We start from the raw sequence: 20,852 nt of genomic DNA, 5'->3' as shown, positions 1-20,852 counted from the left end.
CGGTCGCCCGGTCCGTCCGCCTCGTCCTCGGCCGAGACGAGCCCAGCAGGAAGACACAGGAAGACACACGAATGACGCCTCCCACCCGACGCACCGGCAGGACCGGCCGCCCACCCCGTCTGTCCCAGGAGGCGATCCTCATCGCGGCCCAGCGCATCCTGGACGAGGAGGGCCCCGAGCACCTGTCGATGCGCCGGCTCGCACAGGAGCTGTCGAGCACGGCGATGGCCCTGTACCACCATGTGCGGGACAAGGACGAACTGCTGCTGCTGTTGCTGGAGCGGCACGCCCAGCGGTTCCCCCGGCCCGAACTGCCCACCGAGCCGCGGGAACGGCTGATCGCCGCGAGCCAGGTGCTGCACGACATCCTCGCCGAGTGCCCGTGGATCGTGCAGATCCTCGCCTCCGACGACCTGATGGCGGTCTCCGCGCTGTGGATCGTGGAGAACATGATCGACGCGGCGATCGAGTGCGGGCTCAGCCCCGAGGACGCCGTCTACGCCTATCGCGTGATCTGGTACTACACCGCCGGTGAGCTCACCATCCGGCTCAACCGCGAACGGCACCGCGCCGGGCTGGAACGGCCGCCGCACCGCGACAAGGCGTTCGCCGCACTGTCCTCGGAGGAGTTCCCGCAACTGGCGGCCCTGGCCGCCCGATGGGACGAGATCACCACCCGCGACACCCACAGCCAGGGCCTGACGGCCATCGTGGACGGCCTCCTGTCCCGCACCGGGGCAGCACGGGCCACGGACTGAACGGCGCGCGCCGCGAGCGCGGGAGCAGGGCGGGACGGGGCGTGAACGAGCGACGCCCACGGTCACCGGCCGGACGTGAGCATGGGTGAGCTGCGCGCGTGGTCACAGCGCGGCACGGGAGGCGAGCGCGCGCCCCGGCACGCGAGCGTGACGCAGCGACACACGCCGCCGCGCCGGGAACCGGAGCACGGCCGAGCCACGCACGGCACCGACCGGACGCGAACGTGGCCGAGCGGCGCGCACGGTCGTACGCGGCACCGGACGCGGCCGAGCCGCGCCCACGCTCCCCAGCCGCACACGAGCGTGACGCAGCGACACACGCCGCCGCGCCCGACACCGACCGGACGCGAGGGTGGGCTCAGGGCGGTGTGGGCAGGGGGTGGGGCCGGATGAGGCGCGGGTGTGCGGAATCGCCCCTGCCCGTGAGCCGCCTGGGTGTGCGGGTTCAGGCCTCCAGGTCTGCCTTCAGGGTTCGCTTGTCGATCTTGCCGACTCCGGTCAGCGGCATCCGGTCGAGCACCACCAGTTGGTCCGGCAGCTTGTAGCCGGCGAGGCCACGCGCCCGCAGGGCCGCCTGGACGTCGGACAGGGCCGGTGGATGCGCCGGGTCGCGGGGCACCACACAGGCGCAGGTCCGCTCGCCCATCAGCGGATCCGGCAGCCCGATCACCGCTGCGGCCGTCACCGGCAGCGCGGCCAGCAGATGCTCCTCGACCTCCTGCGCCGGCACCTTCTCACCGCCCCGGTTGACGACGTCGTTGATCCGGCCGACCACCTCGAAGTCGCCCCCGGGAGTACGGCGCACCAGGTCGCCGCTGCGGTAGTAGCCGTCCTCCGTGAAACGCGTGGCGTTGCGCTCCTCCGCCCGGTAGTAGCCGCGCAGGGTGTACGGGCCCCGGGTGAACAGCTCACCGGTCTCGCCCGGCCCCGCCTCCGTGCCGTCCTCCCGGATCACCCGGACCTCGTCCGCGGGCGACAGCGGCCGGCCCTGGGTGTGCACGACGACCTCCTCCGGGTCGTCGAGGCGGGTGAAGTTCAGCAGCCCCTCGGCCATGCCGTAGACCTGCTGGAGCGTGCAGCCGAGCGCCTTCGGCACCTCGCGGGCCGTCTGCGGGTCCAGCCGGGCGCCACCGACCTGCAGCACCCGCAGCGACGACAGGTCGTCGTCCGCCCACTCCGCGGCGTCCAGCCACAGCGGCACCAGCGGCGGCACCAGCGAGGTCAGCGTCACCCCTGTCCGCGCGACCAGCGGGAAGCACACGTCCGCGGTCGGCGCCGGGGCGAGCACCACCGTGCCCCCGGCCCGCAGGACGCCCAGCACACCGGGGCAGCCGAGCGCGAAGTTGTGCGCCGTGGGCAGGGCGGCGAGATAGACGTCGTCGGGTCCGACGGCGCACAGCCGCGCGGTCTCGCGCAGTTGGTACGTGTAGTCGGCGTGGGTGCGCGGAATCAGCTTGGGCGGCCCGGACGTACCCCCGGAGAGCAGGAAGAACGCCACGTCCTCGGGGTCCGGGGCGGGCAGTTCCAAGGGCTCGGCGTCGAGGGCGGCGAGCGGGGTGTACGGCCCCGGGTCACCGGCCACGAACACGTGCCGCAGGCTGCCGGTCCGCTCCCGCACCTCCCGGGCGATGTCCCGGTGGTCGCAGTCGAGCACCCGGTCCGGGCAGACGTACGCCACCGCGTCCGAGGCCGACACCAGGTGGGTGATCTCCGCCGAGCGGTGCGCGGGAAGGGCGTACACCGGCAGGACGCCGGTGCGGAAGCAGGCCAGGCTCAGCACCACGAGGTCGGCGTCGTTGGGCAGTTGGACGACGATCCGGTCGCCGGTCGTGAGCCCGGCGCGCAGCAGGCCCGCGGCCGTGCGGGCGGCGGCCCGGTCGAGTGCTTCGTACGTCAGGGTGCCGGACGGCGCCACCAGGGCGGTCCGGGAGCCGCCGTCCGGGCCGGCCGGCGGCCAGGAGCCCAGGACGTCGCCGTTCCACAGCCCCTGCTCCCGGTAGGCGCGGGCCACCGGTTCGGGCCAGGGCACACAGCCCTCGTGCATGGAGGATCCCCCTCGTCGTTCGGTCGCCATCGCTCGGTCGTGGTGGTGGGGCGGTCATGGTTGGTGGGGCGGTCGCGGGTCGTGGGGCGGTCGCGGGTGGTCACGGGGTGGACGGCCAGGCCGCGGCCGTCGCCGGCAGGGCGGCCCGTACGGCCTCGAGCACCCGGGCCAGCACACGGTCGCGCTGCGCCTCCAGGTAGAAGTGACCGCCCGTGAAGACCGCGGCCTCGTACCTCGCCGTGGTGGCCTCGGCCCAGGCCGCGGCCTCCTCGGCGGTCACCTCCGGATCGTCGTCGGCGTACAGCACGGTCACCGGTACCGACGGCGGGCCGCCGGGCAGCGGCCGGTACGTCTCGATCAGCCGGTAGTCGGCGCGGACGGCGGGCAGCAGGGCCTCCAGCAGCGCCGGGTTGGCGAGGACGTCCGCCGCGGTGCCGCCCAGCCGGCCGAGGTCCGCGAGGAGTTCGGCATCGGTCGCCCGGTGCAGGGCGCCGCCCCGGGTCCGGTGCGGGGCCGGCTGCCCGGAGACCACCAGCGCGGCCGGCGGACGGCCCGTCACGGCGAGTCGGCGGACCGTCTCGTACGCCACCGCCGCGCCCATGCTGTGCCCGAACAGCACACAGGTCGTGAGGCCGGCCGGGCCGGTGTCGGCCGTCAGGCCGGCGACGACGTCGTCGACGAGGTCCGCCATCCGTACGGCGGGCCGCTCGCCGAACCGGTCGCCACGGCCCGGGTACTGCACCGCGCACACCTCGACGTCCCAGGGCGCGTCCAGGGCCCAGGAGCGGTAGGCGCCGGCCGCGCCGCCGGCGTGCGGGAAGCAGACCAGGCGGGCGCGGGCGTGGGTGCGCGGGGAATACCTGCGCGGTGCGGCGGGGGTGCGCCGGTCCACCGGGATCACAGCTCGCCCTCCTCGAACTCCCCGTCGGTGTCCGGGACCTGGCCCGTGCCGGCCGCCCTGGCCGCCTCGACCAGTGCGCTCATCCCGGCCACGGTCGGGGCGCGCAGGACGTCCCGCATGGGCAGCTCCACGCCCAGCCGGCCGCGCAGCGCCGCGACCAGGCGAGTGGCGGCCAGGCTGTCACCGCCGAGCGCGAAGAAGTCCGCGCCGCGTGCCGTCACGGGGACGCCCAGCACCCGGGCCCACAGCTGGGCCACCGTCTCCTCCGACGGGCCCCGCGGCGGCTCCGCCTCGCTCTCGGCGGGGGCGACGCCCTGGTCGAGGACCTGTTCGACCGGCCGCCGGTCCACCTTGCCGTTGGCGCTCAGCGGCAGCCGGGTGAGGCCGACGAGGATGCCGGGGACCATGTGGGCGGGCAGCCGCTCGGCGAGCCGGGCCCGGATCGACGCGGGGTCGACGCCGGGTGCGCCGTCCGGGCGGCGCGCGGTGATCAGCACGACGCCGTCCGGCTCGCGGTGCGCGACCCCGGCGGAGGCGAACCCGGCCTGCCGCAGCGCCCGCAGCCACCGTGCCGCGTCCGGCGGGGAGGCGGGCTTCGGCACGGTGGCGGTCGGCAGGGCCAGCGGGGACACCGGCGTCCGGGCGAGCAGCAGGAGCCGGCCGCCGGGCCGCCCCAGCAGGGCGAGGGCGCGTGCGGCGGCGTCCGGTTCGGGTTCGAGGCCGAGTACGTCGTTCACCACGAGCACGTCGAACGCGGCGAGCCGCGCCTCGGGCACCGCGAAGGCGTCCTGTACGGCCGTGCGGATCTCGTGCCCGGACCCGGCGAGCCGGGCCTCGGCGGCGGCGAGCCGGGAGGCGCGGGGGTCGAGCAGGGTGCAGCGGACGGTGCCGGGCTTGAGCCGCTCCAGCAGGGCGGCGGCGCTCCGGCCGCCGTGCGCCGCCCACACGGCGAGGTCCACGGTGGCGTCGCCGGTGGCGGTGCGGGCCTCGACGGCGTGGGCGGCGGCCTCCAGGCAGGGGCCGACACCGGGCAGTCGGCCGGCGAGGCCGTCGGGGGACAGGACGGGGTCGTCGGCGAGGGCCTCCGGGTCGGCCGTACCGGCGAGAACGGCCGAGAGCAGGGGAACGGCGCCCGCCCAGCTGTCGACGACCGGCTGGAGATGCGTACCGGCGACACGCCGGCGCAGCCGCGCGGCCCGCTCCGGTTCCCGAACGCTCCCCCACCGGGGCCCCGGTGATCCCCCGTCGAGGACGCCCCGCGTCTGCAGGAAACCGGCCCAGTCCCCGAGCCGGCCCCGCTGCGCCTCGCCCGAGGAAGGTCCGGTCTCACCCGGTACCGGCGGACCGGACACGGGGAGCGAGGCGGCCCCTGCGGACGATTGCCCGCCGGGCGCGCGGTGTGGGTCGGCCCCGTCGGACGGCCGCGCGCCGGGAGCGACGTTCCCGGCGGTCTCGCCCGGTGGCCGGGTGGTGGGGTCCAGGAGGGGGGCGAGCAGGGCCGCGAGCAGCGTCTCGGTGAGTTCCGCCTCCAGCTCGACGGCCGCCGTCGCGGTGGCGTCGGACGGCTCGGCCGGGGAGTGCGGGTCGAGGCCGCCCACGAGGTCCGGCGGCAGCCCGTCGGCCGGTGCGGCCTCGCTCGGCGAGGCCCCCGCCGCCCCGTCGGCCCGGGGCCGCGCCCCGGCAGGGGACGACGGCGGGGTGAAGGTGGGTACGAAGGCCGCCGCCAGGTCCCGGGTGTGGTCGCCCACGACCGTGGCCAGGGCGTGGGTGACGGCCGGGTGGGACTCCAGCGCCGCCTCGATCTCGCCGAGTTCGATGCGGAAGCCGTTGACCTTGACCTGGTGGTCCATGCGGCCCAGGAACTCGAGCGTGCCGTCGGGCCAGTACCGGCCGAGGTCGCCGGTGCGGTACCAGCGGCCGTCGGCCAGGTACGGGAAGCGTTCCGCCGTCAGGTCCGGGGCGCCCCGGTAGCCCTGGGCCACCCCGGTGCCGCCGATCCACAGCTCGCCCGGCACCCAGTCGGGGCAGTCGCGGCCCTGCGGGTCGACGACCCGGAACCGCTGGTTGGCCAGCGGGCGGCCGTAGGGCACGGACCGCCAGTGCGCGGGCACGGAGCGGACCTCCTGGGCGTTGGACCAGATGGCGGCCTCGGTGGCGCCGCCGAGCGCGACGAGCCGGCACCGGCCCCCGCTCGCCTCGGCCAGCCGCGCGGGCAGGCCGAGCCCGATCCAGTCGCCCGAGAGCAGCGCCAGCCGCAGGGAGACCGGCAGCGGGGTGCCGTCGGCGGCGGTGAGGAGCATGTCCATCAGCGCGGGCACCGAGTTCCACACGGTCACCGCGTGGTCCCGGCACAAGGTGAGCCACCGCCGCGCGTCCCGCCGGTCGGCCTCGTCGACGAGGACCAGGGCGCCGCCGGCGGCGAGCAGACCGAAGACGTCCCACACCGACAGGTCGAAGTCCAGCGCGGAGACGGCGAGGACCCGGTCCTCGGGGCCGATCCCGTACCGCTCGTCGACGTCCTCCACGGTGTTGACCGCGGCCCCGTGACTGACCTCGACGCCCTTGGGGGTTCCGGTGGAGCCGGAGGTGAAGATGACGTACGCGGTGTCCTCGACGGAGCCGTACCGCGGTGCGTCGAGCGGGTCCGCGCGCAGGGCCTCGGCGAGGGGGAGGACGGGGAGCCCGTGGCCCTCGGGGGGCGTGCCGGTGCCGTCGAGGGCGAGGACGGCGCCGCTCAGTCCGTGGATGCGGGCGCGGCGTTCGCGGGGCTGGTCGACGCCTACGGGGACGTAGGTGCCGCCCGCTGCGAGGACGCCGAGGACGGCGGCGATCTGGTCGGGGCCCTTGGGCGCGGTGACGACGACCGGGCTGCCCGGCCGGACGCCGTGGGTGACGAGCGCCCCGGCGACGCGCAGCGCCCGCTCGGCGAGTTCGCCGTGGCCGAGGCGGCCGTCGCTCCCCCACAACAGGGCGGGTGCGTCGGCCCGTTCGGCGGCCCGGGTGAAGAATTCCTGGTGCAGCAGGCGGCCGCTCTCCCGGCGGGTGACGGAGTTCGCCTCCGTACGACATCGGAGTTGGGAGTGCGGCAGGGGTATGTGCGGCGGGCCGCTCCAGTCGTCGGCGGCCAGGGAGCGCAGCAGGGTGGTGTACGCCTGGAACATGGTGTCGAGGACGCCGGCCGGGAAGAGGGCCTCCACCGCGTCCCACGCCAGCAGCAGGCCGCCGTCCCGGGTGCCGTACACCTGGTGGTCCAGCCAGACCTGCGGGGTCTGCGAGATCATCCAGGACAGCTCGCCGAAGCGGGCCGCGCAGTCGTCGGGGACCAGCGGGGCCTCGAGGTTGCAGGCGAAGACGACCGGGGCGGTGCGCGGCGCGGAGGCGTCCGCGCGGACGAAGTCGCGCAGCACGTCCACCCCGGTGTAGGCGGCGTGGCCGACGTCCTCGTGCAGCCGGGCCTGGACGGCGCGGGCCCGGTCGGCGAAGCCGGCGTCGGCGGCCAGGTCGACCTCCAGCAGGAGCAGGCTGGTGAAGTCGGCGATGATGCGCTCGATGTCGGGGTGGACGGACGGATCGCGGTCGAAGAGCGGGATGTTGAGCAGGAACCGCTGCCGGCCGCTCCACCGGGCGAGGATCTCGGAGAAGGCGGTGACCAGCAGCACCGCGGGCGTGATGCCGTGCTCGGCGGCTCGGGCGCGCAGCGACCGCCACTCGTCGGGGGTGAGGGTGTGCCCGCGCCGGACGAAGCGGGGCGGCCCGATCTCGCCGGGGTCGGCGGCCGACGGCAGCGGCGGGCCCCCGGGGAGGTCGGGGAGCCGCCGCTGCCAGTACGCACGGGCCCGCTCGCGTTCGGCCGTGCGGCGGGCGGCGGTGTCGGACAGGTACCGCGGGAAGGTGTACCGCGGTGCGTCGGTCCGCTCGGGGTCGTCGTAGAGGGCGGCCAGCTCCGACAGCAGGAGCCGGATGCTGTGCACGTCCGCGACGAGCAGGTCGGCGTTGACGTGCAGGCGCTGGGCCCCGCCGGGCAGGAGGCTGAGCCGGACGTCGAGGACCTCGCCGGCGGCGACGTCGAGCACGCGGTGGGAGAGCTGTTCGCGCAGCTGCTCCAGGACGTCCGGGACGGCGTCGGCCCGGAGGGCGGTGTGGTCGTGGACGGTGAGTCCCGGCCAGGCGGCGTCGGTGATGCGCTGGGTTCCGTCGTCCTCGAAGGAGGCGCGCAGCATCGGGTGCCGGTCCCGCAGCGCCCGTACGGCCCGCTCCAGCCGCTCGGGTTCGACGTCCCGGGTGTCGATCTCGAGATAGGCGTGGCACCCGACTCCCCCGAGCGGCTGCTCGGGGGCCCGGCCGATCCAGTACGCCTGCTGTACGGCGGTGAGGGGGAAGGGGGCGGACTCGTCGAAGGGGGCGGAGTCGTCCTCGAAGGAGGCGGGCGCGGCCGCCGCGCCCCCCTCGGTCCCCGCCGCGGAGTCCGCCTGCTCGGCCCCTGTGCCCTCCCCCACGCCCTCCCGTACGCCCGCCTCCGAGCCCAGCAGCGCGTACCACGCCACGAGGCGGGGGTCCTGCGCCATCGTGGTGAAGTCGACGGCGGCACCCGCCCGGTTCATCTCGTTGACCAGCTTCATCAACTGCAGTGACTGGAGCCCGCATCGGAAGAGATGGGCGTCGTCGTCGACGGCCTCCGGCGCGGTGCCCAGCAGCGCGGCGACCCGGTCGCGGAGCTGCGCCGGCCGCCATCGCGTGCGCGGCGCGCCGGAGCGGTCCCCCGAGCCTGCCGCCGAGTGCGTGCGTGACATCCCTGACCCCCGTGTTCGGATGGATGTTCGGTTGGAGTGGGCGAGCGTGTGAGGGGCGACGGCCGCGTCACGCCGGTGCGGGCGCGGCGACCTTGCGGAAGGCGGCGTACCGGCCGCCACGACGCATGAGTTCCTCGTGCGTCCCCTGCTCGGCGATCCGGCCGTCCTCGAGGAAGACGATCAGGTCGGCGTCCTCGACCGTGCGCAGGCGGTGGGCGACCATGATGACCGTACGGCCCGTCATGAGCCGTTCGAGCCCTTGCTGGACGACCGCCTCGCTGTGCGGGTCGAGCGCCGAGGTGGCCTCGTCCAGCAGCAGCACGGGGGCGTCCTTGAGCAGCGCCCGGGCGATGGACACCCGTTGGCGCTCACCGCCGGACAGGGCGGTGCCGCCCTCGCCGACCTGGGTCTCCCAGCCGTCGGGCAGGCGGGCCACGACCTCGTCGAGGCAGGCCGCGGCGGCGGCCGCCCGCACCTCCTCGCCGGTGGCGTCGGGGCGGCCGAGGCGGACGTTGTCCTCGATGGTGCCCTCGAAGAGGTAGACGTCCTGGAAGACCATGGACAGCCGGGCCATGAGCACCTCGGGGTCGATGTGCCGCACGTCCACCCCGCCGAGCCGTACGGCACCCTCGTCGACGTCATGGAAGCGGGCGACGAGCTGGAGCAGGGTGGTCTTGCCGGCGCCCGAGGAGCCGATCACGGCGACCCGGCGGCCTTCGCGGACCTCCAGGCTGAGCCCGTCGAGGACGGTGCGGTCGCCGCGCCGGAAGCCGACCGCGTCGAACTGGACGCCGTCGTGGGCGGGGAGCTTGGGGTGCGGGGCGGTGGGCAGCGGGGGCTCGGTCAGCACGGCGTCGATGCGCTCCAGTTCGCCGCGCGAGACGCGCATGATGCCGCCCAGGTCGGCGAGGGAGAGCAGCGGGTCGACGCAGCGGGCCGCCAGCACCATGATCGCCAGCAGTTCGGCGGCGCCGAGGTCGCCGTCGAGGCAGAAGTAGACGCCGAGGGCGAGTACGGCGGTGAAGACGGCCTGCACGGAGAAGGTGAGTCCGAGCATCCCGGGCACCCCGCTGAGCGCGGCGCGCCGGCTGCTCTCCCACTGCGCGCGCAGGGCGTCGTCGAGCAGTCCGAAGCGCTCGCCGGTACGGCCGCCGGCCCGCAGCACGGGCTGGGCGCGGACGTACTCGACGACCCGGCCGGACGCCTCGTCGCTGCGCCGGGCGCGCTCCTCGTCCTGGTGTGCGGTGGCCCGGGACGTCCAGCGCTGCACGCCGGCGATCACCGGGGCCGCGACCAGGCCGGCGAGGGCGAGCCGCCAGTCGAGGAAGAACAGCACGACGACCGTGGAGAGGGGGATGAGGGTGGCGTTGATCAGGGGCCGCAGCCGGTGCGCCGGGACCGTCATGACTTCGAGGACGCTGCGGCTGGTGAGCCCGGAGACGTCGCCCACCCGGCCGGGGGTGAACCAGCCCAGCGGCAGCCCGGCGAGGTGGTCGCCGAGCCGGTGGTGCAGGCCGCGGGAGAGTTCGCCGCCGGTGCGGAACCCGGACTTGTCGCTGAGGTAGCCGAGCACGGAGGTGACGAGCACGGCCACGGCGAAGCCGGTCAGCCACGGCCAGGCGGAACGCGGACGGTCCTCGAGGAGGGCATGCAGCAGAGGGATGAGCAGGGCGTAGGACAGGCCCTCGCAGACCGCGCAGACGGACATCAGCGCGACGGTACGGCGCAGGGGGCCCGAGTGCCGTTCCCCCAGGACGCGCAGCAGCAGCCGGATCATCGGCGGATCTCCCCCTCCAGGCCGGCGCGGGCGTGCCGGGCGTTCCACAGGGCGGCGAACGCCCCTCCCCTGGCCATCAGTTCGGCGTAGGTGCCGCTCTCCTGGATCCGGCCGTCGCCCATGACGACGATCCGGTCGGCCCGGGCGACGGTCTCCAGCCGGTGCGCGATGACCAGTTGGGTGCGGCCGTGCACGAGGGTCTCCAGGGCGGCGCGGATCTCGGCCTCGGTCTTGGCGTCGGCGAAGGACATCGCCTCGTCCAGGACGAGCACGGGTGCGTCGACGAGGAGGGCGCGGGCGACGGACAGCCGTTGGGCCTCGCCGCCGGAGAGTCCGGCGTCCTCACCGATCACGGAGTCGTAACCGCGGGGCATGGCCTGGATGCGGTCGTGGATGCCGGCGGCGCGCGCGGCCCGCTCGACCGCGGCACGGTCGGCGTCCGGGACGGCCAGGGCGATGTTGTCGGCGATGCTGGTGCGCAGGAGGCGTACGTCCTGGAAGACGAAGGACACGCTGCGGTACAGCCGTGCGGCGGGGATGTCGCGCAGGTCGACGCCACCGAGCAGGACGCTGCCCTCGACGGGGTCGAAGAACCGGGGCAGCAGCTGGGCGAGGGTGGACTTGCCGGCGCCGGAGGAGCCGACCAGGGCGGTGGTGGTGCCGGGTTCGAGGGTGAGGTCCACGCCGTGCAGCACGGGGCGGCCGGGGTCGTAGGCGAAGGTGACGCCGCGGAACTCGACGCGGTCGCCGTTCGGTTCGGCCGGCCGGGCCGGCGCGGGCAGCGGCGGTACGGCGAGCAGGTCGCGGATGCGCTCGGCGGAGCGCTCGGCGGCGTGCACGTTGTCCATGCCGTGGCCGAGAGCGGCGATCGGGGCGGTCAGCGCGACGGCGAGCAGCGGGAAGGGCAGCAGGTCGGCGGGTGGCATGGTGCCGGCCGCGATCAGCGCGGTGCCGCCGGCCAGGACGAGCAGGAGCACGAACGGCGGGGACAGCACGAGCGCCGCGAGGGAGGCGAGGCCGGCGGCGCTCGCGACGTAGGTCAGGAAGAAGTCGGCGAAGTCGTCGGCGGCCTTGCGGTAGCGCCGGTGGGCGCGGCCGCCGGCGCCGAAGGTCTTGACGACGGAGATGCCCTCGACGAACTCCACGGACGCGGCGCCGATGCGCCCCATGGCCTCGCCCATCCGGCGGCCCTCGCGCTGGCGGTCCTCGGACATCAACAGCCGGTGCAGGACCAGACCGAGCAGTACCGGGATCAGCGCGACGAGCGTCAGACGCCAGTCCACCCAGGTGAGGTACGCGAACGAGGCGAGCGGGACGACGACGGCGGAGGTCGCCTCCACCGGGGCGTGGGCGATGAGGTGGTGCAGCTGGTCGACGTCGCCCTGCACCACGCCGTTGATCTCGCCGGAGCTGTGCCGGGCGTACCAGCCGAGCGGGACCCGGCCGAGGCGCTGGGCGAGCAGGCGCCGCAGTGAGAACTGCAGCCTGCCGTCGACGAGGTGGGCGATTCCGCCGGAGGCGGCGGCGAGGACGACCCGGACGAAGAGACCGGCGACACCGATCCACACCGCCCGCCAGGCGGCATGGTGGTCGGGCGGTCCGGAGGCGAGCAGTACCCGGCCGAGCTCCACCACCGCGATCAGCGGGGCCAGCCCGGCGAGCGAGCTGACGATCTGGAGGACGAAGACGGCGACGATGCCGGTGCGGTAGGGGCGCAGTAACCGCAGGAGCACCTGCCGGGGCGTCCCGGGCGCACCGTCCGGATCGCGCTCCGGACCGCCGTCACCTGCTGCCTCCGGGCGCTCGGCACGGCTGTGCAGATCTTCTGCCGTGGCCATGGGATTCCTCACCTCTCAGGCGCGGAGCTGGATCATGAATGCAGCACATAACTTTACACGTATAAGAACCCGGCTGGCAACCGCGGCCCGCGGCCCCTGCCCGGGTTTTACGACACCACTCGTGAGGCCCGCGCCGTCGAGAATCCGTCCAGAGGATGCCCAGCGGCGGCCTGAAACGATCCCAGCGCCCCGCTCTGGGGCGGCCATGGCATTCACCACAGGAGAGTGGGACGCGTGCGCTTTCTCCTTCTCAGCGGGCTCGGGCCCGCGAATCTGAATTCTCCCTATCTGGAGGGTTCGCTGTTCACGGCCGAACCCTCCGCGCATGCCCGGGAGATGGTCCGGCGGTCCGGTTTCGCCTCTCTCGCGCTCGAACGGTTCTCGTTCGACCGGTCGGGCCGCTCGTACGCGCTGCTGCGCCCGCGCGCGGACACGACCCCGCACCTGACGACCGTGACCCTGCTGTCCATCCTGGAGAACAGCGGCCACGCGTTCGAGCGGGTCGCCCTGGAGGACGTCTGGGAGGGCAGGGCCAAGGCCCCGGCCGGCGACGTGGACTTCGTGCTGCTGTCGACGACGTACATCTGGAACGGCCCGATCCTGGCGTCGGCCGTGCGCTGGGTCAGGGAGAACCTGCCCGGCACCGGCATCGTGGCCGGCGGGCAGTTCACCAACCTCAAGTTCATGATGGCGCTGCGTGACCACCCGGAGATCGCCGCGGTGGTGCGCGGCGACGGCGAGCGGGCGCTGCCGATGGCGCTGGACGCGCTGGCCGGCCGGGGTGAACTCGGTGCCGTGCCGAACCTCGTCTGGCGCGACGGCGACAACATCCGTATCAATCCCACCGAGTACGTCGATCTGGAGGAATTCCCGTCGCCGACGGTGCTGGGCAGCACGCCGATCGTGCCGTACGAGTCGATGCGCGGGTGCCCCTTCGACTGCAAATTCTGTTCCTTCCCGGCCGCTTCGCCGAAATGGCGTTACAAATCTGCGGAGAAGATCCGGGACGACTGGACGGCCTATGCCGAGCGGAACGGTGCGGACGTCATTTCGGCGATGGACTCGACGTTCACCATTCCGCCGACGCGGCTGCGCCGGCTGCTGGAGATCCTGCCGGACGCGGACATCCCGAGGTGGGAGGGGTTCAGCCGGGCCAACACGCTGAACTCCGCGCAGGTGGTGGAGGGGTTGCGGGCGGCGCACTGCTACCAGTTGCACATCGGTTTCGAGTCGATGAACGACGAGACGTTGAAGCGGATGAGCAAGCGGGTGTCGGTGAAGCAGAACCGGCGCGCGGTCGAACTGCTCAGCGGGAGCGGGCTGTCGTACTACGGCCTGTTCATCGTCGGGTATCCGGGTGAGAACCCGGAGATGTTCCAGGACACCCAGGACTATCTGCTGCACGAGTACTCCGGGCACTTCGCGCTCTCCAAGTTCTCGATCACCGACGAGACGATGCCGCTGTGGCAGGACAAGGAGGAGCTGCAGATCGAGGCCGACGACCCGACCAACCCCGCCTCGCCCTGGTCGCACATCGGGATGAACAGCGAACAGGCCGCCGCCCTGCAGAAGGAGACGCTCGACAAGGTGCGCCTCACCAACGACAAGGCGGTGCTCAGCCTCTGGCAGCACGACTACGAGCACTGGCTGATGCCCCGTCACGACCACGCGACGAACATCGCCGTCGAGAAGTGCCTGGAGCGCATGGCCATGGCGCCGATCGACCACCAGGACCTCGACGAGGGGGCGGCGGTGATCCGCGACAACATCCACCGTCTGAAGGACCACGGCGTCGAACTGGCCCCCGCCGGTCACGCCCTGTCCGTGGGCCCGCTCTGACCCGCCCCCACCGAAACGCCCCCCACCGAAACGCCGCCGCCGCGAGAAGCGGCGGCGGCGTGCGTGGGGGCGGGGGTGGAGGTCGTCACCCCCTCGGGTCCGAGGAGCACGCCCCGGCCGAGGTCGGGCTCGGAGGGGGGCGTGGCGTCGTGCGCGGGTGTCACAGGACGCCGTCCTCCAGCAGGGTCGCCGTCTCGTCGGTGAGCGTGTCCGTGGGGGTCTCGGTCGATGCGCAGACGGTGTCGGGCAGGTGGTGTCGCAGGGCGGCCAGGGCCTGTTGGGGCGCGAGGACGGTCGCGGCCTGGTGGGCGCCCGGGGGGATGCGGTGCCGGGCCACCTCCGCCGCGGCGAGCGCGCCGATCACGCCGGTCATCGCCGAGCCGTCGGTGCCGCGGACGAGCACGGTGCGCCGGACCCCGCCGGCGCCCGGCGACAGCGGTTCCAGGACGCCCCACAGCAGGTGGTAGGGGGTCCGTCCGAACGCGTCCAGCCCGCTCGCCCGCACCACGTCGGCCACCCGGGCCTCCAGTCCGGCCGGCCCGGCGTCGCCCGACCGGTGCCGGTTCAGTGTGTCGAGCAGGTGGTGGCCGTCGAAGGCGTTGTACCAGCGGGCCTCGGCGAGCCCCGACGCGGAGGCGACGTCGGCCAGTTCGCGGGGCAGGTAGGGGTACGCGGTGACGGGGTGCGGGACGCCGGGCACGGTGTGCCGGGCGGCTCCGGGCAGCGCGCTCGGCACCACCCGGCCCCGGCGCCACTCGGCCCGTGGCGTGCCGTACTCCCTCTCCAGGCTGAGCAGGTAGTCCAGGGCGCCCGTGCGGGTGAAGGCGCCGAGCATGACGTGGTGACCGGTGAAGCGGGCGCCCGCGGACAGCGGCCGGCCGTCCGTCAGGAGGCGGGGCAGCAGGCCGGACAGGCCCGGGGACAGCCCGGCCGACAGCACCGCCGTGCACTCGCCCGGTGGGGCGGGGGCGGGGCCCGCGCCGTCCATGACGTCGACGTAGGCGGTCCCCGCGGCGGCGGCCGCCCGGCGGGGCCCGGCGCCCAGTTCGTAGGCGGGTCCGGCGCAGTGCAGCAGGACGTCACAGCCCCGCGCGAACCCTTCGAGCTCCGCTTCGTCGCGGGCGTCGACCCGCCGCGCCTCGGCCGGGCCGCCGAGGCAGGTGGCGCACCGCTCGGCCGCCGCCCGGTCCCGGCCGCCGATGCGCAGCCGGAACCCCTCCGCGGCGAGACAGCGCGCGGCGGCGGCGCCGACCGCCCCGTACCCGCCGAGGACGCCGATCAGCGGTGGGTGGCCGGTCACCGGCCGTCCTCCGGCAGCAGTGCCCGGGCGACGGCGCGGGCGTGCGGAGGCTGGACGCAGTCGAAGTGGTCGCCCGGCACGTCCACGATGCGCAGCCCCTCCCCGCACACCCGACGCCAGTAGTCCGTCATGTCGCGGTGCATGCCGGGGAAGATCTCCGCCTCGCCGGTCTGCCGTACGAAGGTGGCGGGCAGATCACAGGGCGTCGGCTCGTGCGCGGCGACGGACACCAGGCTGTGCTTGACGATGCGGAACAGCCTCGACAGCCGTTCGTCGGAGCGCAGTTCGGCGTCGTCCACCGGCATGGACGCCCCGATGGCGCGCAGCCGCTCCTCCTGGGGCCGCCCGGCGAGGTCCTGGAAGGCGCGCAGTGCCTCCCGGGCGCGCTCGGGCAGCTGCGCCGCGTCCCATGCGACGAGGCCGCCCTGCGGCACCGTCGCGCCGTACCGCTCGGTGGTGGCGGTCACCAGGTCCCGGGTGGCGCCCTCGTCCCGGGGATAGCCGAGGCCCACCAGGTCGGCCCGCATCAGCCGGGCGAAGATGTACTCGGCGAGCAGGTCGTCCTCGACCAGGTAGGGCACCCGGTAGCTGCTGACCACGGTCAGTCCGGTCACCTCGGCGCCGGCCGCGGTCAGCCGCCGGGCCAGCTCGGGGACCAGCAGGCCGCCCATGCAGTAGCCGACCAGGTGCACCCGGCCGAGCCCCTCCGCGAGCAGCGCCTCCGCGTGCCGGTCGGCGAGCTCGGCGACCTGGGTGCGCGGGTCGGCCTTCAGGAACGCCTCGACGTCGTCGACGACCAGGCCGGCCAGCGGCAGCCGCTCGGACAGCTCCTGGATCACCGCCCGGTACGGGATGAGGCTGCCGGTGCCGTCGTGCACCAGGACACGGGTCGGGGTGTCCTCGGCGCCCGCCGGGGCGCTGCTGATCCGTACCAGCGGGGAGGCGGGGCCGCCGCCCGGTCCGGGGCCGCCGTCCCCGGACGCGGTCAGCCGCTGCGCGAGTGCGGCGACGGTGGGCCGGTTCATGACCAGCCGCAGCAGGTCGTCCCACTCAAGGTCGGCCGCCTCGGGCAGTTCTCCGCGCATCCGGGTGACGAGCCGGGCGACGAGGAGCGAGTCGCCGCCCAGATCGAAGAAGTTGGCGTCCCGGCCGACGAAGTCGACCGGCAGGACGTCCGTCCACAGCGCGGCCAGGGTCTGTTCCATGCCCTCGCGCGGCGCGTCGCCGCCCTCGTCGGCGCGACCGGACGCCGAGGAGGCGGTCCACGCGTCGAGGGCGGCCCGGTCGACCTTGCCGTTGCCGGTCAGCGGGATGCGGTCGACGATCTGGAGCTCGGCCGGGACCATGTAGCCGGGCAGCCGGTCGGCGGCGTGCGCGAGCAGCGTCTCCGGACGCAGCGGGGCGCGGTCGGCCTTGAACCGGGACGCGAACACGTGCTGGCCGATCTCGGAGAGCGCGCTGTCCTGCGCGGGCAGGCAGAAGGCGGTCTCGGCGCCCGCCTCGCGCAGCATCCGCAGCCACTGGTCGCGGCCCAGGAAGGTCTGTCCGGTCGCGGCGCGCTCGTCCTCGAAGCCGTGGAGTCCGGCGTTGAACTCCATGGAGGTCATGACGTGGTACGCGTCCCGGGTGGCCTCGATGAAGACCAGCCAGCCGCCGGGCGCGAGCAGTTCGCGCAGCCGGGCCAGGACCTTCTCGGCGTGGACGGAGTTGTGCAGGACGTTGGCGAGCAGGATCACGTCGAAGGAGTTCGGGGCGAGGCCCTGGGCGCGGTAGTCGCGGTTGAGGTCGAACAGCCCGTAGCGGACCCAGGGATGGTCGCGGAAGGTCTCGGCGGCGGCCGTGAGGAAGAAGTGGGACAGGTCCGTGAACAGGTAGTCGACGTTCAGGCCGTCCAGCGCGGGTACCAGGACCGTGCTGGTGCCGCCCACGCCGGCCCCGATCTCCAGCAGCCGCAGCGGCTCGCCGCCGGGGTGCGCGCGGGCGATGTCGCGCAGCGCGGAGACCACGACGGCGTTGTTGTGGCGGCTGATGAGGTTGTCGCGGTAGGCGGCCTCGGCGGTGTCCAGGCGGCCCTCCGGGAAGAGGAGCGTCTTCAGGTCGATCTCGTTGCGCAGCAGCGGGGCGAGGTGCTCCTCGGAGACCCGGTGGTAGCGCACGAGTTCGGCGCCCCAGCGGATCCGGGGTTCGAGCGCGTCGATGCGGCGCAGCACGTCCGCACGCTCCTCGTCCGGCTCGGCGAGCAGGTCGCGGTAGCGGCCGGTGTCCGGGTCCCGGGTCACCCGGCCCTCCTGCTCCAGGGCGGCCAGCCAGCGTCGTACGAGGTAGTGGTTCTCGGGGGCGGCGGCGACGGCCTCGATGACCTGCTCCGCGGTGTGCGCGGCGGCCGGGCCGGCGAACAGGCCGCAGGAGCGGAACAGGGCGGCCATCGCCTGCAGGGCGGACAGGTCGAGCAGGGCGACCATGTCGGCGATCTCCGTGTCGGCGACGTCCCGGGTGGTCGCGAGGCCCGCGGCGGCGGCGCGCTCGCTCAGCGCGGCGGGCACCGGGGGTGCCTCGGCGGGGGCGGGCTCGGCGAACGCGACGAGGGTGCGGGCGCCGCCCTCGCCCTGGACGGTGGCGGCGGCCGCCGCGGCGGCGGGGTGGGAGAGCAGCGTGGCCTCCACCTCGGCGAGTTCGACCCGGTGGCCGTTCAGCTTGACCTGGCGGTCCGCCCGGCCCAGGAACTCGATCTCGCCGTCGGGACGCCGGCGGCCCAGGTCGCCGGTGCGGTAGAGCCGTTCGCCGCTCGCCGGGTGGGTGACGAACCTCTCCGCCGTGCGCTCGGGGTCGCCGAGGTAGCCGAGGGCGAGGCCGTCGCCCGCGATGTACAGCTCGCCGGTGACATGGGTGGGGCACTCGCGCATCAGCGTGTCGAGGACGTGGAACCGCTGGTTGGCGAGCGGCCTGCCGTACGGGATGCTGCCGAGGCCGGGGTCGACGGTGCCGATGCGGTGGTGGATCGACCAGATGGCCGCCTCGGTGGCCCCGCCGAGGCTCACCACGTCGAGCCCGGGGATGCGGCGCCGGATCGCGTCGGGCAGGGTGACCGGGATCCAGTCGCCGGACAGCAGGGCCAGCCGGAGCCGGGAGACGTCCGCCACGGGGTCGGTGCGCAGGTACTCCTCCAGCATCTGCATCTGTGCGGGGACGGAGTTCCACAGGGTGACGTCGTGCCGGACGAGCAGGTCCGCCCAGTGGGCGGGGTCGCCGCGCCGGGCGGGGTCGGGCAGGACCAGGGCGCCGCCGGCCGCGAGGGGGCCGAAGAGGTCGTAGACGGAGAGGTCGAAGCCGAGCTGGGCCAGTCCGAGGACCCGGTCGTCGGCGGTGACGCGGAACCGGGCGTTGATGTCGTCGACGGTGTTGCGGGCGGCGGCGTGGGTGATCATGACGCCCTTGGGGACGCCGGTGGAGCCGGAGGTGTAGATCACGTAGGCGAGGTCGCCGGGCGTGGCCCGGTTCTCGGGACACCGGTCGGTGGGCTCCAGGGTGTCGACGGCGACGGCACGGACGCCGGACGGCAGGTCCATGCCGGGCAGGAGCCGGGACTGGGTGAGGACGAGGCGTGCGCCGGCGTCGGTGAGGACGGTGCCGCGGCGCAGCGCGGGCTGCGTGGTGTCGACGGGCAGGTAGGCGCCGTCGGCGAGGAGCACGCCGAGGGCGGCGACGGCCTGCTCCCAGCCCTTGTCCATGACGATGCCGACGCGGTCGCCCGGCCGGACCCCGGCGGACGCCAGGGCGCCGGCCACCGCCCGGGCACGGCCGAGGAGTTCGCCGTAGCCGAGGGTGCGGGAGGGGGTGATGACGGCGGGACGGTCGGGGGTGCGTTCCGCCCGGGCGACGACGGCGGTGTGCAGAAGCCCGTCGGGCCGTGGTCCGGCCGTGTCGTTGACGGCGGCGAGGACGGCGGCCTGCCCGGTGGGCAGCCCCACGGGGGCGGTCTGCGACCAGGTGGCGGGCTCCTCGACCAGGCGCCGCACCAGGTCGGCGAAGGCGGCGAACATGTCCGCGGCGACGCCGTCGGGCAGGACGCCGTCGCGCACGTCCCAGTGGGCGAGGAGGCCGCCGCCGTCCTCCATCACCTGGCAGTCGATCCACACCTGCGGGGTCTGGGTGATGCCGTGGACGAGTTCGCCGTCCGGCATCAGCGACGGCACGGGATCGGTGCCGGTGCCGGTGCCGGTGCCGGCTCCGCCGAGGGTGCTGGTGAAGGTCACCGGGAGCAGGGCCTCGGTACGGCCCCGGCGGCGGGCCAGCTCGCGCAGGACCTCCACGCCGGAGCACAGCCGGTGGTCCATGTCCTCCCAGAGCCGGGCCTGGACGGTGCGCATGCGCTCGCTCAGGGTCGCGCCCTCGGTGAGGTCGACGGCGAGCAGGCTGGTGGAGCTGAAGTCGCCGATGACGCGGTCGACGTCGGGGTGCAGCGGCAGCCGGTTCTGCACGGTGAGACTGAGGGTGAACCGGGGTGCGCGACTCCACCGGCCGACGGTCTCGGCGAAGGCCTGCAGCAGCACGCCGGAGGCGGTGACGCCGGTCTCGGTCGCGCGCCGGCCGAGGGTGCCGGTCTGCTCGGGGGTGAGCCGCATCCCGTGCCGGGTGAAGCGCGGTGGCGCGGCCAGGGAGTCGGTGCGCAGCGGCAGGTCGGGCGCGGGCGGCAGGCTGTCGATCCGGTCCCACCAGTAGGCGCGGTCACGCTGGTGACGGGTGCCCTCGCGGGTGCGGACGGCCGCGAGGACGTAGTCGCGGAAGGTCGCTCCCGGCGGCTCGGTCCGCCGGGAGTCGGTACACGTCGAGTCGGTACACGTCGAATCGGCGCACGGCGAGTCGGCGCACGTCGAATCGGTGCGCGGCGATTCGGCGCACAGCGCGCCGAGTTCGCCGAGCAGCAGTCGGATGCTGCTGTAGTCGCAGATGAGCAGGTCCACGGCGACGTGCAGCAGCAGCGCCTGGTCGGTGTCGGTGACGCGCACGTCGAACAGCGGCCACTGGTCGGTCTGCCGGACCTGGTGGGACATCTCGCCGCGGGTCGCCGCCACGGCCCGGGTGCGGGTCTCCTCGTCGGCGCCGCACAGGTCCTCGTGGCGGACCCGGTACCGCGGCACCTCGGGCAGGACGCGCTGATGGCCCTCGGCGGAGACGACGGCCCGCAGCATGGGGTGGCGCCGGATCAGCTCGTTCCAGGCCTGCTCGATCCGGTCGGCTCCCCAGTGCGGCAGCGCGATCTCCAGATAGCCGTGACAGGCGACCCCGCCGTAGTCGAAGGCCTCGCTGCGGCCGAGCAGATACGCCGACTGGACGTCCGTGAGCGGGAACGGCTCGTACGCCGACGCCGGGTCGGCGACGACGGCCGGCCCGAACTCCCGCTCCCGCAGCAGGGCGAGGACGGCGTCCCGGTGGGTGCGAAGGGTCTCCAGCCGCTCCGGCGTCAGCGCGCCCTTGGGGGCGCGGTAGCGCAGCCGCCCGTCCTCCTCGTACATCGTCACACCGGCCGCGCTCAGCTCGGCCACGAACTCCCCGACATTCACGATGCGTTGCCCCTTCTCGCCGTGTCGTCCACCCCGAGGCGGCC

General features: G+C 74.5%; 9 protein-coding genes. 2 read left to right on the top strand and 7 right to left on the bottom strand.

Annotated elements, in window-relative coordinates; all coding sequences use genetic code 11:
* The first annotated feature begins 71 nt into the window (after positions 1 to 71).
* Positions 72 to 758, top strand: a complete 687-nt coding sequence (locus tag ACIHEJ_RS08025) for a TetR/AcrR family transcriptional regulator (protein WP_400133078.1) — start codon at positions 72 to 74, stop codon at positions 756 to 758.
* Between the two features lie 445 nt (positions 759 to 1,203).
* On the opposite strand, the gene ACIHEJ_RS08020 is transcribed toward ACIHEJ_RS08025, so the two are convergent.
* The 5 genes from ACIHEJ_RS08020 to ACIHEJ_RS08000 all read right to left on the bottom strand — a co-directional run bounded on the left by ACIHEJ_RS08020 (position 1,204) and on the right by ACIHEJ_RS08000 (position 12,108).
* Positions 1,204 to 2,832 carry a (2,3-dihydroxybenzoyl)adenylate synthase gene (locus ACIHEJ_RS08020; protein ID WP_400133077.1) on the bottom strand — a complete coding sequence of 543 codons (1,629 nt, stop codon included), beginning with the start codon at positions 2,830 to 2,832 and terminating at the stop codon, positions 1,204 to 1,206.
* 70 nt (positions 2,833 to 2,902) lie between these two features.
* Positions 2,903 to 3,703 carry a thioesterase II family protein gene (locus tag ACIHEJ_RS08015; protein WP_400133075.1) on the bottom strand — a complete coding sequence of 267 codons (801 nt, stop codon included), beginning with the start codon at positions 3,701 to 3,703 and terminating at the stop codon, positions 2,903 to 2,905.
* The gene (locus ACIHEJ_RS08010; protein ID WP_400133073.1) at positions 3,700 to 8,493 is read right to left on the bottom strand and encodes an amino acid adenylation domain-containing protein; all 4,794 of its coding nucleotides are present in this window, start codon (positions 8,491 to 8,493) and stop codon (positions 3,700 to 3,702) included. Before ACIHEJ_RS08010 ends, ACIHEJ_RS08015 begins: the two co-directional genes overlap by 4 nt.
* A gap of 67 nt (positions 8,494 to 8,560) precedes the next feature.
* On the bottom strand, positions 8,561 to 10,270 hold the full coding sequence (locus ACIHEJ_RS08005) for an ABC transporter ATP-binding protein (RefSeq protein WP_400133072.1): 1,710 nt from the start codon (positions 10,268 to 10,270) through the stop codon (positions 8,561 to 8,563).
* Positions 10,267 to 12,108 (bottom strand): ABC transporter ATP-binding protein, encoded by a 1,842-nt coding sequence (locus ACIHEJ_RS08000; RefSeq protein ID WP_400133070.1) that lies wholly within the window; start codon positions 12,106 to 12,108, stop codon positions 10,267 to 10,269. Before ACIHEJ_RS08000 ends, ACIHEJ_RS08005 begins: the two co-directional genes overlap by 4 nt.
* Before the next feature lie 234 nt (positions 12,109 to 12,342).
* Here ACIHEJ_RS08000 and ACIHEJ_RS07995 point away from each other — a divergent pair, with 234 nt between their 5' ends.
* On the top strand, positions 12,343 to 13,947 hold the full coding sequence (locus ACIHEJ_RS07995; protein WP_400133068.1) for a B12-binding domain-containing radical SAM protein: 1,605 nt from the start codon (positions 12,343 to 12,345) through the stop codon (positions 13,945 to 13,947).
* Positions 13,948 to 14,107: 160 nt separating this feature from the next.
* Here ACIHEJ_RS07995 and ACIHEJ_RS07990 read toward each other — a convergent pair whose 3' ends face one another.
* Complete coding sequence (locus ACIHEJ_RS07990; RefSeq protein WP_400133067.1) at positions 14,108 to 15,247, bottom strand: saccharopine dehydrogenase NADP-binding domain-containing protein; 1,140 nt, start codon at positions 15,245 to 15,247, stop codon at positions 14,108 to 14,110.
* Positions 15,244 to 20,808: an amino acid adenylation domain-containing protein gene (locus ACIHEJ_RS07985; RefSeq protein ID WP_400133066.1), complete on the bottom strand. Its 5,565-nt coding sequence runs from the start codon at positions 20,806 to 20,808 to the stop codon at positions 15,244 to 15,246. The genes ACIHEJ_RS07990 and ACIHEJ_RS07985 overlap by 4 nt, the downstream gene beginning before the upstream one ends.
* Between the last annotated feature and the right edge of the window lie 44 nt (positions 20,809 to 20,852).

Origin of the sequence: Streptomyces sp. NPDC052301, assembly GCF_044593395.1 — a bacterium.
GTDB lineage: Bacteria > Actinomycetota > Actinomycetes > Streptomycetales > Streptomycetaceae > Streptomyces.
Note: the sequence above shows the minus strand (reverse complement) of the source record. Positions and strands in the feature narration are given on the sequence as shown.